Consider the following 13,581-nt stretch of genomic DNA (forward strand, 5'->3'; position numbering starts at 1 on the left):
CCGCCCGGGTAGGCGGGCCGCACGGCGGCGAACGGGGGAGGCCATGGCGGCGGAGACCGCGGGGGTGCGCGCGGGACGGCGCGTGGTGGAGGTGCGCAGGCCCGGCAAACCGCTGTTCGGAGAGGGCGGGGCGACCAAGGAGGACCTGGCGCGGTACCACGCCCGGATCGCCCCCCTGATGCTGCCGCACGTGCGCGACCGGCCGGTGGCCCTGGCGCGCTTCCCCGACGGGATCGACGCGCAGGGCTTCTTCGTCAAGCACCCGTCGGTCCCGGACTGGGTGCGGACCGCGGACACCAGCGGCGGTCGGATGATGCTGTGCCGGGACGCGGCCGCGCTGGTCTGGTGCGCCGACCAGGCGGCGATCACCCTGCACGCCTGGCAGTCCCGGCAGCCGAACCTGGGCCTGCCCGACCGGATGGTGATCGACCTCGACCCCGCCGGGGACGGCCCCGGGGCCTTCGCCGCCTGCCGCGCCGCGGCGCGGGACGTGCGGGAGGTGCTCGACGAGCTTGGCCTGGCCGCCTACGTGATGACCAGCGGCTCCCGGGGGCTGCACGTGCGCTCGCCGCTGCGGCCCGAGGCGGACGACCAGGAGGTCCGCGTGCTGGCGGAGGCGGTCGCGGACCGGGTGGCGGCCCGGCGGCCGGACGAGCTGACCACCGAGGTGCGCAAGGCCGCGCGCGGGGACCGGCTGTTCGTGGACTACCTGCGCAACGGCCGCGAACAGCTCGCGGTGGTGCCGTACTCGGTGCGGGCCAGGCCGGGCGCGCCGATCGCGGCGCCCCTGACCTGGGAGGATCTGGAGAAGGTGGAGACGGCCCGGGATTTTACGATCGACCTGGAGCGCGAGGAGTGCCCGTTCGCGGGGATGGGCAGGCACGCCCGCTCACCGCGCCGGGCCCTGGAGCGCCTGGGCTGAGACGGGAGAAGCGGGTCAGGGCTGCGGGGAGCCGTTGAGCGGTGTGTGGCCTGTGGGTTTCGGGGGAAGGAATCCCAGCTCCGGACACCGACAGTCGACCGCGGGGGAGTCCCATGGAGGGCATCGGGGCCCAGATCGGCCTCGTACTGGTCCTGGTCGTGGTGAACGCCGTGTTCGCGGGCAGCGAGATCGCCCTGATCACGCTGCGGGAGGGGCAGATCAGGCGGCTGGAGGAGCGCGGTCCGGGCGGGCGCGCGGTGGCCCGGCTGGCCCGCGACCCCAACCGGTTCCTGGCCACCATCCAGATCGGCATCACCCTCGCGGGCTTCCTCGCCTCCGCCACCGCCGCCGTCTCCCTGGCCCGCCCGCTGGTCGAGCCGCTGGGCTTCCTCGGCTCCTACGCGGCTCCGGTGTCGGTCGTGCTGGTCACCGTCGTGCTCACCTTCGTCACCCTGGTCCTGGGCGAACTCGCCCCCAAGCGCATCGCCATGCAGCGCGCCGAGCCCTGGGCGCTGCTCGTGGCCCGCCCGCTCAACGCGCTGGCCCTGCTCTCGCGCCCCGCGATCTGGCTGCTCAGCGCCTCCACCGACCTGGTCGTCCGGCTCGGCGGGGTCGACCCGAAGGGCGCCAGGGAGGAGGCCACCGAGGAGGAGCTGCGCGACATGATCGAGGCCCAGGGTCATATGACCCCCGAGCAGCGCACCATCCTCTCCGGGGCCTTCGACATCACCGGTCGGACGCTGCGCCAGGTCCTGGTGCCGCGCCCCGACGTGGACACCGTCCCGGCCGACCTGCCCGCGCGCGAGGCGGCCCTGCTCCTGGCCGAGCGCGGCCACTCGCGCGCCCCGCTGGTCGGCCGGGACGACGTGGACGACATCGTCGGCGTGGTGCACTGGTCCGACCTCCTGCGGGGCGAGGGCACGGCCCGGGAGCTGGCCCGCGAACCGCTGCTGCTGCCCGACTCGCTGACGGTCTCCGCCGCGCTGCACCGGCTCACCGTCGAACGCCAGCAACTGGCCGTCGTGATCGGCGAGAGCGGCGAGGTCAGCGGCATCGTCAGCCTGGAGGACCTGCTGGAGGAGGTCGTCGGCGAGATCTACGACGAGACCGACACCGACGAGCGCGCCCCCGCCCGGCTGGACGGCGGCGCCCTGCGCCTGCCCGGCACTTACCCCGTCCACGAGCTGCAGGACCTCGGCGTCGTCCTCACCGACCGGCCCCGGGGCAGTTACGTGACCGTCGCCGGGATGGTCCTGGTCCTGCTCGGCCACATCCCCGAGGGGCCCGGGGAGAGCGTCGACCTGGGCGGCTGGACGGCCACGGTCACCGGGGCCGACGGCCGTGTCGTCAGCGAACTCCTGCTCACCCCCGCCCGCTGAGGGCGCCGGGCGACAAGGGCGGTCGCGGAGTCGCTGAACAGTTGGCCAAGAGGCGGCAAGTCCCGTTGCCCGGGTCCCGGGCAGGGGTGACCGTGGCACCAGTGACGCCGAAGCAGGGGAGGGCCGATGCACGCGGACCGCAGGCCGGACGCCTACACGGGACTGGACCGGATGCCCATCGGGGACCGGTGGCGGCACGGGTCGTCCGGGAGCGTCGTCCAGGACGTGGACCCCTACGACGACACGGTCCTGACCGAGATCCGGCTGGCCGACGAGGGCGACGTGGACCTGGCCTACCGCGAGGCGCAGCGGGCGTGGCCGGGCTGGGCGGCGACCCCCGCCGCCGAGCGCGCCGAGGTCTTCGTGCGGGCACTGCGCGTCCTGGACGCGCGCCGCGAGGAGATCGTCGACTGGCTGGTCCACGAGGCCGGGGCGATCCGCGAGCGCGCCGAGTTCGAGTGGGGGCTGGTGCGCAGCGGCGTGGTCGAGGTGACCTCCTACCCCACGCGGGTCCAGGGCCGGATCCTGCCCGGCCTCACCCCGGGCAAGGAGAACCGCGTCTACCGCGAACCCCTCGGCGTGGTCACGGTGATCAGCCCGTGGAACTTCCCGTTCCAGCTCTCCCACCGCTCCGTCGCGCCCGCCGTCGCCCTCGGCAACACCGTGGTCCTCAAACCCGCCGAGAACACCCCGGTCACGGGCGGACTCCTGCTCGCCCGGATCTACGAGGAGGCCGGGCTGCCTCCCGGGGTGCTCAACGTGGTCGTCGGCAGGGGCGGCGAGATCGGCGACGCCCTGGCCACCCACGAGCTGTCCCGGATGATCTCGTTCACCGGCTCCACCGAGGTCGGCCGCCACATCGCCCGGAAGACCCCGCTCAGGAGGCGCGCGCTCGAACTCGGCGGCAACGGGCCGCTGGTGGTGCTGGAGGACGCCGACCTCGACCTGGCCGCGGACGCCGCCGTGTTCGGCTCCTACTACCACCAGGGCCAGATCTGCATGGCCACGAACCGGGTCGTGGCCGACGCCGCCGTCCACGACGAGCTGGTCGAGCGGATGCTCGTGCGCGCCCGGGCGCTGCGGGTGGGCGACCCCGCCGACCCCGCCACCCAGATCGGCCCCATCATCGACGACGAGCAGTGCGCGGGCGTGCGGGACGTGGTGGAGCGCTCCGTCGAGCAGGGCGCACGGCTCCTTCTGTCCGGCGAACCGACCGGCCCGGCGGGCAGGGTCCTGCCGCCCCACCTGCTGCTGGCCGACAACGGCATGCCGAGCGCGGCCGAGGAGGTGTTCGGCCCGGTGGCCACGGTCATCCGCGCCGAGGGGGAGGAGGACGCGCTGCGCATCGCCAACGACACCGAGTACGGGCTGTCCAGCGCGGTGCACACCCGCGACGCCGAGCGGGGGGTGCGTTTCGCCCGCCGCCTGGGGGCGGGCATGACGCACGTCAACGACTCCACGCTCAACGACGAGGCCAACACCGCCTTCGGCGGCGAGAACCACTCCGGGCTCGGCCGGTTCGGCGGCGAGTGGGCGATGGAGGAGTTCACCGCCGACCACTGGGTCAGCCTCCAGCACACGCGCCGCAGGATGCCGTTCGGTCTGGAGTGACCAGGGCGGCGGCCGGTCCTGTGCCGGAAAAGGTCCGCCGTGGTGCGCCCGCCGGGGATGATCCCCCTCCGAGCGGCGATGCCGACGGCCCACAGCGCCGCCAGGGGCGGATCACCGAGGGTCGGGCCCCTCGCGTCACACCAGCAACGTTTCCGGCCTGTCCCTAGCGCTTGCGCAGGACCAGCAGCAGGTTCCAGGTGACGACCTCGCGCAGCAGCGGCACCCGCACGATCGGCCCGGCCCATCCGGGCAGGTAGCGGGGGCGCACGTCCACCACGTCCACGTCGGTGCGCCCGCGCGTCCAGCGCAGCATCTCCCCGGCGTGCGCGGCGTACATGGTGCGGCCGAAGTCGTTCTTGGGCCGCCGGCCGTGGCGCCGCGCGAACCGCTCCGCCGCGTACGCGCCGCCCAGGTAGTGCCACGGCGAGGTCTCGTGCCCGCCCCACGGGGACAGCCACAGCGTGTACGACAGGTACACCAGCCCACCCGGCCGGGTCACCCGCACCATCTCGTCGGCCATCCGGGTCCGGTCCGGCACGTGCTCCAGCACGTTGGAGGAGAAGCACACGTCCACCGAACCGCTGCGCAGCGGCAGGTCCAGAGCGCTGCCCTGGACGCCGTACGCGTCGGCGTCGCGCCCGTGCAGCGTCATCTCGTGGGCGTCGGCGTCCACGCACAGGCAGCGGGCCCCCGCCGACCTCAGCTCGTCGGCGAAGTAGCCCGGGCCGCCGCCCACGTCCACCACGAGCCTGCCCTCCAGCGGCGTGTAGGAGCGCAGTTGCGCGACGGTGTCGCGGGCGAGCGTGCCGTAGAAGAACGCCGGGTCGGCCTGCTCCCTGCGGAAGGCGGCGAACAGCCGCACCGACCGGCCCAGGGTGGCGCGGAAGGGGACGGTGCCCCCGCCCGCGGCGTTCGCGGTCACGTGCCCGCCTCCAGCACCACGAAGTGGCGCAGGTGGCGCCAGTGGTCGCCGCCCCAGTACTCGTCGGAGGCGGCGATCCGGCCGTTCGGGACCAGCTCGGCGATCCGCTCGGTGCGCAGGGTGTGCATCCGCATCGGCGCCGGGTAGCGCAGCAGCACCCGCTGGGCGAGCGCCACCAGCGGCCACGGCGCGTACCGGAACACCAGTCCCTTGAAGGTGCGCCGCTCGGACTCGGGCACGCCCAGCACCATGGCGCCGCCGGGGCGCAGCACCCGCGCGAACTCGCGCACGTAGCCCTCGGCCAGGGCGGGCGGCAGGTGCTGGAGGACCAGGTCGGTGTAGACCAGGTCGAAGGAGTCGTCCCCGAACGCCGACAGGTCCGGACGCTCGTTCAGCACGAACTCGATCCGCCCCCCGGAGCGGTCCAGGCGGCGGGCCTCCGCCAGCATCGGTGCGGAGATGTCCACCCCCACGACCTCGGGGAAGTGCGCGGCCAGGGCGTTGGACAGCCGTCCCGCGCCGCACCCGAAGTCCAGAACCCGGCCCCCCTCGGGGCGGACGCCCAGCTCCTCCATGCGGGCGACGGACGGGTCGATGTCGGCCCGTCCGGAGGCGAGGAACTCGTCGTCGTCCCAGCCGCCGCCCCTCTTACCGGGGTCCACGCACACCGCCCACAGGGGTTCGGCCGAACCCAGCCGAGTCCAGTCGCGGCGGACCTGTTCGAGCCCCACCCGCATCACCTCCACGGTGCTCGCGACCCCGCCGGAACACGGCACCTGAATCGTGTTCCTGTTCCGGTCATCCAGGCCGGGGTGGCCTGCGACAAGGGTCGAGGGAAAAAGTGGAACGTGTTGTATTCTGGCACCCCTTCTCCGGATCGGCCAACTACGGCGGGAGAGATGCCGATGCCGCCTGTTCCCCCCACCGCGCGCGGGCACGACGGTCCGGGCGCCGAAGCCGTGCGGCCCGGCCCGGTCGGGGCACCCAGGGTACGCCGCCCCGTCCGGGAGCCCGGCGGGAAGGGCCCCGGCCCGGGCGGGACGCTCCGCTCCGCGTGGGCCGCCGCCCGCCGCCTCGCCCGCGACCGCCTGGTCCTGGTGGGACTGCTGGTGGTGCTGGGGGCAGTGGGACTGCGGGTCTATGTGCTGGGCGAGTCCTACTTCGTGGAGGACGACTACCTCTTCTTCGCCAACGCCCACGCCAGCGACCTGGGGCCGGACTACCTGCTCACCCTGCACAAGGGCCACCTGATGCCCGGGGCGCTGTTCCTGGTCTACCTCCAGGCCGCCCTGTGGCCCTACGAGTGGTGGGTCAGCGCGGGTACCATGCTCGCCCTCCAGGCCGCCGCGCTGGTGGGGTTCCTGCGCCTGGTGTGGGAGCTGTTCGGCCGCCGATGGGCGCTGCTGGCCCCGCTGACCGTGTACGCGCTGGCCCCGCTGACCGTGCCCGTGCTGGGCTGGTGGTCGGCGGCGCTCAACGCGGTCCCCCTCCAGTTGGCCCTGGTGCTCGCCGTGCTGTGGACCGTGCGCTACCTGCGCACGGACGACCACCGGCTGGCCTGGCGGGCGGGCGGCGCCGTCGTGTTCGGCATGCTGTTCACGGTCAAGGCGATGTTCCTGCCGCCGGTGCTGTTCGCCGTGGCCGTCGCCCACCTCTACCCCGGCGGGCTCGTCGCCGGGGCCCGGCGGGCGTGGGCCCTGCACCGGCCGTTCTGGGCGGCGATGGGCGCGCTGTTCGCCGCCTACGCGGCGTTCTACCTGGTACGGATGCGCGCGGCCGGTGGCGGGGAGGGCGCGGGCGTGCCCCAGAGCGAACCCGCCCTGACGATGCTGCGCGGGCTGCTCACCGAGGTGTTCCCGGTCGGCGCGCTGGGCGGGCCCCTGGAGTGGGGCCCGGTCACCCCGACCGGCGGCCTGGTCGACGTGCCGGGCGTGACCGTGCTGGCCGCCTGGGCGGTCTTCTCCGTGATCGTGCTGGTCAGCCTGCGGATGCGGCGCGGGGCGTGGCGGGCCTGGGCTTTGCTGCTGGCCTACCTGGTGGTCGTGGACGTCGTTCCGACGATCATCGCGCGCGGCCGGTTCCAGGACGTGGCCGCCGCCGACCCCCGGTACGTGGCGGACGCGGCGCTGGTGTTCGCCCTGTGCCTGGCCCTGGCCTACCTGCCCACCAGGGAGGAGCGGGCGCGCGCCCTGGTCGGCGGGGCCTCGTCGGCCCCGGCGGACGGAGAGCCCTACCGCGTGCGGCCCCGGCGCGCCGCCCGGGTCGCGGCCGCGCTGGCGACGGCGGTGTACGCGGTGGCCGCCGGGTACTCCACCCACGCCTACGCCCAGACCCTGAGCGGCGACCGCCTCCAGTGGTACCTGGACACGGTGCGCACGGCGCTGGCGGACGTCCCGGAGGAGGGCGGCCTGTACGCGCGCCCGGTCCCCGAGGACGTGGTCCTGGAGTGGAACGGCCAGCGCCGCCTGAGCTCCTGGGTGCTGCCGCCGCTGGCGTCGGACGACGTGGCCGAGCGGATGGCCGTGCCCGAGGAGGCCGCCACCGCGTACGTGTTCAACGATGCCGGGTTCCTGGTCCCGGCGCGGCCCTCCGACGACAGCGACATGTTCGCCCCCGGGCCCGCGGACGAGTGCCTGGAGCCCTGGGAGGGGCTGGTGTCCTGGCCGGTGGAGGCGCACGGCGGCGTCGCCCAGGTCGTCACGCTCGGCTACACGGCCGAGGAGGACGTCGGCGTGGTGGTGGCACTGGGCGACGACTGGATCGAGGTCGAGCTGCCCGCCGCCGAGGAGAACGGCACCTGGTACGTGCCCGCGGGCGCCTCCGGCGAGCAGCTGTCGGTGTTCGTGCCCGAGGACCCCGAGGACCGGGGCGGGCTGTGCCTGGACTGGGTGTCGGTGGGCGGCATGGCGCCGACGGTGGAGGGCAACCCGTGGGCGCCCGAGGATGACGACCGGGCTGGGAGCTAGGCGCTCCGAGCCCGCCCGCGGGAGAGGCGGTGGGACCAGCGGCGGCTGGGCTCCTCCACCCACCGGTGGCTCGCGGCGGCCAGCAGCACGGTCCCGATCGTCACCGGCACCGCGTCCAGCCAGAACGACCCGGTGAAGATCTCCTGGCCGGTGAAGTCGCGCCACAGGTAGAGCACCATGAACTGCCACAGGAACACGCCGTAGGAGACCCGCCCCAGGAACTGGCACACCCGGTGCCGCAACAGTGAGTCCAGCCACCGGCCCCCGCGCCAGGCCCGCGCCTCCCGCAGCGGCAGGGGAGGCCCCGCCGGGCGCGGCGCCAGCGCGCACGGGGCGATCAGGAAGAACGCGACCCCGATCCCGGCCAGCGAGTCCACGGCCGAGGTCCAGATGTCGCCCGAGCCGATGAAACGCCCGCCGGAGGCCTCGGTGGCCTTCAGGGCGAAGAACCCGCCCGCGACCAGCCAGCACACCCCGGGGGAGGAGCCCAGGGTCCGGCACAGGCGGCGCACCGGGCCGTCGGCGCCGGGTTCGCGCCAGGCCCACTCCGAGAGCACGGCCAGCGCCATACCGGCGGCGAACAGGCCCGCGGTCCGGGGCAGCCAGGCGTGCATGTACTCGCGGGGCTCGGGATAGAACTGCGGGACCAGCGCGGCCAGGCCCAGCAGCGCCATCACCCCCAGCCCCGCGAGCAGCCGCCGGCCCCGCGCGTCCACGCTCCGGCCGCCGCGCGCCCACAGGGCCAGGAACAGCCCGAACAGCGGGAGCAGCAGGTAGAAGCTGACCTCCACCGACAGGCTCCACATCTGGCCGAGGCCGTAGGGGCCGGTGCCCACCCACGGCGGGTCGGTGTTGAAGGGGAAGGTGAGGGTCAGGACCTCCCACCAGTACCGCAGCGAGCCGAGTTCGTCCCGGGAGTAGACGAGCAGAGCCGTCACGGCCACTAGCCAGTAGGCGGGCAGGACCCGCACGGCGCGGCGCCACAGGTAGGGGCGGGCGCGCGGCCCGCGCACCCCGTCCAGGGCCGCGCGGGCCCAGGGCCGGTACAGCAGCACGCCCGAAAGCGCGAAGAACAGCGGCACGGCCACGTCGAAGGCGGACAGCAGGCCGCCCATCACCCCCGGCGCCAGGGAGTCGCCGGTCTCGGTGGCCACGTGGAACACCAGGACCATCAGGGCGGCCAGGGCGCGGACACCGTCGAGGGCCTCGTGGCGGCCGTCGACCTGCGGCAGCAGCAGCGAGGGGTCGGGGGTGCGCGCGCCGGCGGAGTGGGCACCGGCGGCGGGGTCCCCGGGCGCGGAGGAGGAGGTGGGCGCCATGGGCCTTCCAGGACGGGGAAAGGGCAGAACGTGTAGCACTAGAACGCGTTATAAAAATTTCGACACGCCCTGGTGACGTCGTTCGCTACTGGGCAGTACTCTACCCGGAACTGAACCTAGTTCCACTAGACCCAGTTCCAGATCTGGACTCTCATACGCCCAGGAGGGCACATGCGCCGTACCGTTGCGGTCGTTCTCGTCGCGTTTGGGGTCTTCTTCCTCGCCTTTGCCCCCATGATGCGCACGTGGCTGTCGAGTTCCCTGATGAAGACCCCTCTGGACTACTACAGCGAAACGGTCCTCGAGGCCGACGGGGCCACCTACTTCAACATCGAGGACGTCGAACTCGTCGAGGACGCCACCCTGGAGGCGCGTTCGACCATCCGCGCGGACGTGGCCTCCAGCACCGACGAGACGGTGGTGTGGGATCAGTTCACCTGGGTCAGGGACGCCGAGACCGACTTCGGCATCACCTCCAGCAGCCGCCGCGCCGGGCACGACCGCGTCACCGGGGAGGCGGTCGACTGCTGCGACTCCATGGTCAACGACGAGTCCGTCGCCCAGAGCGGCCAGGCCTGGAAGTTCCCCTTCTTCACCGAGCAGCGCGACTACGACTTCTACGAGACCACCGCGCGGGAGGTCGTCCCCATGGAGTTCCAGGGGACCGAGGAGGTCGGGGGCGTCGAGGCCTACAGGTTCGTCCAGGAGGTCGAGGACGAGGTCATCGGCGAGCGCACCCTGCCCCGCTCGGTCGCCGGGATGGAGGGCGAGGGCGACGTCACCGGCGACGAGGTCTTCTCCATCACCCGCACCTACTGGATCGAGCCCGTCACCGGCTCCCCCCTCAAGATCGGCGAGGACCAGAACCGCGTCGTCGTCGTGGACGGCGAGGAGGTCCTGACGCTGTTCGACGCCGAACTCGTCTCCAACGACGAGTCCGTCCAGAACGCGGTCGCCAACTCCGAGCAGGGACGCACCGTGCTGCCCCTCCTCCAGACCACCCTGCCCGTCGTCTGCCTCGTCGCCGGTGTCGGTTTCATCGGCGTCGCGGTCGTCCTGTTCGTCACGGGCCGCCGTCGTGACCACCACCACTGACCCCCGCACCCGCCCCTCGCCGACACGCTCGACCGGGCGCGTCGGCGTGCGGCCCGGCGCCCTCCGGCCGCGGTGACGGAGAGGACGCGGGCCACGGAACCGGCGGCGGCCGGGGCGCCGCGCGGCGACGGGGGGACGCTCGGCGCGCTGGTCCGCGCGTGCCGCCCCCGGCAGTGGCTCAAGAACCTCCTCGTCCTGGCCGCGCCCGCCGCGGCCGGGGCCCTGACGCAGACCGGGGCGCTGCTGACCAGCGCCGCGGTGTTCGCCCTGTTCTGCGCGGCCGCCAGCGGCACCTACCTGCTCAACGACGTCCACGACGCCCGGCGCGACCGCGCGCACCCGCGCAAGCGCCACCGCCCGGTGGCCTCCGGCGCGCTCCCCGTCCCCGTGGCCGTCGCGGTCGGGACCGCGCTCAGCGCCGCCGCGCCGCTGGCCTCCCTGGCGCTGGGCGATCCCGCGCTGTCCGCGCTGGTCGCCGGGTACGTGCTGCTCACGCTCGTCTACACCCGCTACCTGCGGGACCTGGTGGTGTGCGACCTGGTCGCGGTCGCGGCCTGCCACGTGCTGCGCGCGGTGGCGGGCGGGGTGGCCGTCGGCGTGCCGCTGACCTCGTGGTTCGTGATCGTGGTGTCCCTGGCCGCCCTGCTGGTGGTGGTCGGCAAGCGCGAGGCGGAACTGCGTGCGACCGGCGCGTCCGGCGACGGGGCCGCCGCGCCCGGCGACGCCCCCGGGGGACCCGCCGCCGCGGCGGCCGCGGTCCGACCCGCCCTGCGCGGCTACAGCACCGCCTACCTCTCCCAGACCCGCACCATGGCCTCGGGCGCCATGATCGTCACCTACTGCCTGTGGGCGCTGGAACCGGGCGACGGGCCCAGGACGCTCTTCCACGCACTGAGTATCGTGCCGTTCATCATGTTCGTCCTGCGCTACAACCTGCTCGTGGACCGGGGCGTGGGGGAGGAGCCCGAGGAGATCGCCCTGCGCGACCGGCCCCTCCAGCTCATCCTCTGCGGACTCGCGGTCCTGGTCGCGGCGGGGATCCACCTGTGAACCCGCCCCCGGACCGGCCGACCCTCCTGCGCGGGTGGGGGCGCACCGCGCCCACGGCCGCCCGCGTCGTGCGCCCCCGCACGCCCGCCCAGGTCGCCGAGGCGCTCGCCCGGGCGGGGGAGCGCGGGGCGCTGCCGCGCGGGCTCGGCCGCTCCTACGGCGACGCCGCCCAGGACGCCGGGGGCCTGGTGCTGGACTGCACCGGGCTCACCGGCCCCGTGCGCGTGGACGCCGAGCGCGGCGAGGTCACCGCCCCCGCGGGCACCAGCGTGGACGCCCTGCTCGCCCGCCTGCTGCCCCGCGGCCTCTTCGTCCCCGTCACCCCCGGGACCCGCCGCGTGACCCTGGGCGGGGCGGTCGCCGCCGACGTCCACGGCAAGAACCACCACACCGACTCCTCCCTGGGCGCGCACCTGCGCTCCCTCACCCTGGTCACCCCGGACGGGCGCACGCGCCGCCTGGGACCGGAACCCGGCGGCGACCCCGACCTGTTCTGGGCGACCGTCGGCGGCATGGGCCTGACCGGGGTGGTCACCGAGGCCACCCTGGGCGTGGTCCCGGTCCGGACCGCGTACATGCGGGTGGACGCCGACCGGACGCCGGACCTGGAGGCCACCCTGGAGCTGATGGCGCGCCCCGGCCACCGGTACTCGGTGGCCTGGCTGGACCTGTTCGCCCGCGGGCGCGGCCTGGGCCGGGGCGTGGTCACCCGCGCCCACCACGCCGAGCCCGGCGACATCCCGGGACCGCTGCGCAGCGACCCGCTGCGGTACCGGAGCACGAGCCTGCCCGTGCCGCCCCTGACCCCGCCGACGGCCACCCTGAACCGGTGGACCGTCGGCGCGTTCAACGCGCTCGAACACGGCCGCGCGCCCGGGAGGCGGCGCGGCCGGATCCAGACGGTGGGCGGCTACTTCCACCCGCTGGACGCGCTCGACGGGTGGAACCGGCTGTACGGCAGGCACGGCGCGGTGCAGTACCAGTTCGTGGTGCCCTTCGGCGCGGAGGACGTCCTCGCGTGGGTCGCCGGGGAGCTGTCGCGCAGGCGCGCGCCCTCCTTCCTGGCGGTCCTCAAGAGGATGGGGCGGCCCACACTGGGACCGCTCTCCTTCCCCCGGCCGGGGTGGTCGCTGGCCGTGGACCTGCCCGCCGACCTGCCCGGACTCGGCCCCCTGCTGCACCGCTTCGACGAGCGCGTGGCCGACGCGGGGGGCCGCCTGTACCTGGCCAAGGACAGCCGTGCCAGCCCCGAGGCCGTGCACGCCATGTACCCGGGTCTGCCCGCGTGGCGCCGGGTGCGCGAGCGGGCCGACCCGGACGGGGTCCTGGTCTCGGACCTGGCCCGCCGACTGCGGCTGCTGTGACAGCGCGGCCCTTCGGTGGCACGATGACGGCCGTCCCCGGCACCCGGGGACCCACACTCCGGAAAGGCAGGGACAGCCGTGCGCGACTCGGTGGGAGCGGTGCGGAGCGTGCTGCTGCTCGGCGGCCGCAGCGAGATCGGTCTGGCCATCGTCGAACGGCTGGTCCGCGAGGGCGCCCGCGAGGTGGTGCTGGCCGCCCGGGGCGGGGTGCCCTCCCCGCCGGGCGCGCTCACCGCGCTCGGGGCGCGGACGCACTCGGTGGACTTCGACGCCGGTCTGCCCGACACCCACACCGGCACCGTCGCGGCCGCGGTGGAGTTGGTGGGCGACCTGGACGTGGTGGTGGACGCGTTCGGGGTGCTGGGCGAGCAGTCCGAGTACGAGGCCGACCCGGCCGCCGCCGCCCGCGCCGCCGCCGTCAACTACACCGGGCACGTGTCCGCCGACCTGGCCGTGGCCGCCCGCCTGCGCGAGCAGGGCCACGGGACGCTCGTGGTGCTCTCGTCCGTGGCGGGGGTGCGGGTGCGCAGGTTCAACTTCGTGTACGGGTCGGCGAAGGCGGGCCTGGACGGCTTCGCGCAGGGCCTGGCCGACTCCCTGCACGGGTCCGGCGCGCGGGTGCTGGTGGTGAGGCCGGGCTACGTGCCGACGCGGATGTCGGCGCACGTGGCGCCCGCCCCCTTCCCGGCCACGCCGGGCCAGGTCGCGGACGCGGTGTCGGCCGGGCTGCGCTCGGGGGCCGCCACCGTGTGGGCGCCGCGCGTGCTCCAGCCGCTCTTCGCGGGGATGCGGCTGCTCCCGCGCCCGCTGTGGCGCCGCCTGAATCGCTGAAGCCGCACCAGGCAGCACAGCTTGACTTCCTCTCCTTCGTGAACGAGGGAGATTCCGACCGGGCCTTGCGGTACGGTCGGCGCTGAGTGCCTCGCGGCCGCAGCTGGTTCCTGCTTCATCGA

The 13,581-nt window shown here is 74.5% G+C and carries 11 protein-coding genes; 8 read left to right on the forward strand and 3 right to left on the reverse strand.

Annotated elements, in window-relative coordinates; all coding sequences use genetic code 11:
* Nucleotides 1-43: 43 nt before the first annotated feature.
* The 3 genes from ligD (at nucleotide 44) to PV789_RS05250 (ending at nucleotide 3,912) form a co-directional block, all read left to right on the forward strand.
* Nucleotides 44-922 (forward strand): non-homologous end-joining DNA ligase, encoded by an 879-nt coding sequence (gene ligD, locus PV789_RS05240; RefSeq protein WP_274976379.1) that lies wholly within the window; start codon nucleotides 44-46, stop codon nucleotides 920-922.
* 113 nt (nucleotides 923-1,035) lie between these two features.
* Entirely contained in the window at nucleotides 1,036-2,301 is a 1,266-nt protein-coding gene (locus PV789_RS05245) for a hemolysin family protein (RefSeq protein ID WP_274976380.1), read from the forward strand.
* Nucleotides 2,302-2,427: 126 nt separating this feature from the next.
* On the forward strand, nucleotides 2,428-3,912 hold the full coding sequence (locus PV789_RS05250; protein WP_274976381.1) for an aldehyde dehydrogenase family protein: 1,485 nt from the start codon (nucleotides 2,428-2,430) through the stop codon (nucleotides 3,910-3,912).
* A gap of 163 nt (nucleotides 3,913-4,075) precedes the next feature.
* On the opposite strand, the gene PV789_RS05255 is transcribed toward PV789_RS05250, so the two are convergent.
* A complete protein-coding gene (locus PV789_RS05255) occupies nucleotides 4,076-4,834 on the reverse strand; it encodes a class I SAM-dependent methyltransferase (protein WP_274976382.1) in 759 nt (252 codons plus the stop codon).
* A complete protein-coding gene (locus tag PV789_RS05260) occupies nucleotides 4,831-5,610 on the reverse strand; it encodes a class I SAM-dependent methyltransferase (protein ID WP_368045816.1) in 780 nt (259 codons plus the stop codon). Before PV789_RS05260 ends, PV789_RS05255 begins: the two co-directional genes overlap by 4 nt.
* Before the next feature lie 129 nt (nucleotides 5,611-5,739).
* On the opposite strand from PV789_RS05260, the gene PV789_RS05265 reads away from it, so the two are divergent.
* A complete protein-coding gene (locus tag PV789_RS05265) occupies nucleotides 5,740-7,800 on the forward strand; it encodes a hypothetical protein (RefSeq protein ID WP_274976383.1) in 2,061 nt (686 codons plus the stop codon).
* On the opposite strand, the gene PV789_RS05270 is transcribed toward PV789_RS05265, so the two are convergent.
* Nucleotides 7,797-9,119 (reverse strand): acyltransferase family protein, encoded by a 1,323-nt coding sequence (locus PV789_RS05270; protein ID WP_274976384.1) that lies wholly within the window; start codon nucleotides 9,117-9,119, stop codon nucleotides 7,797-7,799. The two genes, PV789_RS05265 and PV789_RS05270, sit on opposite strands and share 4 nt — an antisense overlap.
* Nucleotides 9,120-9,290: 171 nt before the next feature.
* Between PV789_RS05270 and pgfA the strand changes: the two genes are divergently transcribed.
* The 4 genes from pgfA to dprE2 all read left to right on the forward strand — a co-directional run bounded on the left by pgfA (nucleotide 9,291) and on the right by dprE2 (nucleotide 13,459).
* Complete coding sequence (pgfA, locus tag PV789_RS05275; RefSeq protein ID WP_274976385.1) at nucleotides 9,291-10,214, forward strand: cell envelope lipid trafficking protein PgfA; 924 nt, start codon at nucleotides 9,291-9,293, stop codon at nucleotides 10,212-10,214.
* Between the two features lie 72 nt (nucleotides 10,215-10,286).
* Nucleotides 10,287-11,264 (forward strand): decaprenyl-phosphate phosphoribosyltransferase, encoded by a 978-nt coding sequence (locus PV789_RS05280; RefSeq protein ID WP_274976386.1) that lies wholly within the window; start codon nucleotides 10,287-10,289, stop codon nucleotides 11,262-11,264.
* Complete coding sequence (gene dprE1 / locus PV789_RS05285) at nucleotides 11,261-12,628, forward strand: FAD-binding oxidoreductase (protein WP_274976387.1); 1,368 nt, start codon at nucleotides 11,261-11,263, stop codon at nucleotides 12,626-12,628. Before PV789_RS05280 ends, dprE1 begins: the two co-directional genes overlap by 4 nt.
* Before the next feature lie 78 nt (nucleotides 12,629-12,706).
* Nucleotides 12,707-13,459, forward strand: coding sequence for a decaprenylphospho-beta-D-erythro-pentofuranosid-2-ulose 2-reductase (gene dprE2 / locus PV789_RS05290; RefSeq protein ID WP_274976388.1), 753 nt, complete (start codon nucleotides 12,707-12,709; stop codon nucleotides 13,457-13,459).
* Nucleotides 13,460-13,581: the final 122 nt, after the last annotated feature.

It is taken from the genome of Nocardiopsis camelliae (assembly GCF_028993595.1).
Lineage (GTDB): Bacteria > Actinomycetota > Actinomycetes > Streptosporangiales > Streptosporangiaceae > Nocardiopsis > Nocardiopsis dassonvillei.